General features: G+C 72.1%; 1 pseudogene. It reads right to left on the bottom strand.

The features are described 5' to 3' along the window. Positions 1–1,445: pseudogene (locus tag ACWGH4_RS35045) on the bottom strand (putative baseplate assembly protein); the annotation flags it as partial.

Below are 1,445 nucleotides of genomic sequence, written 5' to 3' on the forward strand. Positions count from 1 at the left end.
TCCTCGTAGTCCTTCACCGACACAAGCCGGTCGAGCGCCGACACGGCCAGCGGGACCGTGCGCCGGGTCAGGCCCGGCCCGTCGGCGTCCGCACCGCCCGTCGCGGCCTGCGGGTTGGTCACTCCGGTGACGCCGAGCGGGCGGGTGACCGCCTGGGTGATGCGGTTCGCCCGCACGTTCGCCGCCCGGCCGGTGCCGAAGCGGTAGCGGGCCCGCACGTTCTCGCTCCCGGTCGGCAGCCGGGCGCCGTGCACCCCGTCGCCGAAGGTCACCGTCGTACGGCCGTCGGCCGTGGTGCCCGTGACGTACACACGGTCGCGCGGCCCGCGCCCGGCGAGGCTGTCCACCTCGTGCCACAGCAGCCCGTCGACGCGGATCTCCAGCTCCGGTGTCGCGCCCAGAGGATTGCCGGCGGGCAGCCAGGTCAACGGATACTGCCACAGGGCGAACGTCTGGTTCGGCCGGTCCGTGTTCCCGCTGCCGATCGGCTCGTCGCGGCTCTCGCCGTGCGTCGCCGCCACCACGTTGCCCAGCACGCGCACCGTGTCACGGCGGTAGCGGTACGCCAGCTTCGAGGTGAGCCGCAACCGGGTGTGCACATGGTCGCCCGGCAGCCGCGGATCGATCACCTGCTCCACCCCCGCGACCACCACCAGCTCCGTGCCCGCGACTCCCGAAGCGCCCGGGGAGCCGGGCAGCACGTCCGTCCGCTCCCCGGAGACGATCAGATGCCGTCCGGGCCGCAACCCGTCGTACAGCTCGGCGAGTTCGATCTCGTCGCCGTGCACGTCCTCGCCGAGGGGCTCGTCGGCGGGGCGCAGCGGCTGCCCGTCGGCGTGCACCGTGGTGTCGCGGATGTTGGACAGCAGCACATCGTGCTCGTCCAGCCACGGATCGGCGAGTGTCAGCTCCGTACCGCGGCCCGTGATGCCGTAGTTGGTGTACACCGCCGTGCGGACCGCGGTGACCCGTGTCGTGACGAACCTCAGCTTCTCGTCGCCCGGGATCCCTTCCGGGCCTTCCGCGCCCTTGCGGGGACGCTCGATCGCGACCCAGCTGCCGACCGTGATCGAGTCCCGGACCGAGTCGAGGGGCAGGACATGGCGGTTCGCGGGCTCCGGCACCGTCGCGATGCCGATGACGACGTTCGCGGGCTCGCTGCCGACCGTGTAGGACACCGTCAGCTCGAAGTCACCGTGGCGGATCTGGTGGTGCTCACCGGGGGCCAGGTGCCAGGCCTTCGTGTCACCGTTGTTCACCGCCACATGGACCCGCCCGTCCTCACCCGGACGCGACACGAACAGCGTCCGGTCCGGCAGACCGTCGTGCAGCTGCGCGGTGACCCCGGGCTCCTGCGAGTCCGCGGGCCTTCGGCTCAGCCAGCTCAGATCATGGTCCTGAGCTGCCCGCGTACGCAGTGTGATCCGGCCGGGACCGAGGTCGAA

Source organism: Streptomyces sp. NPDC054847 (assembly GCF_053610925.1).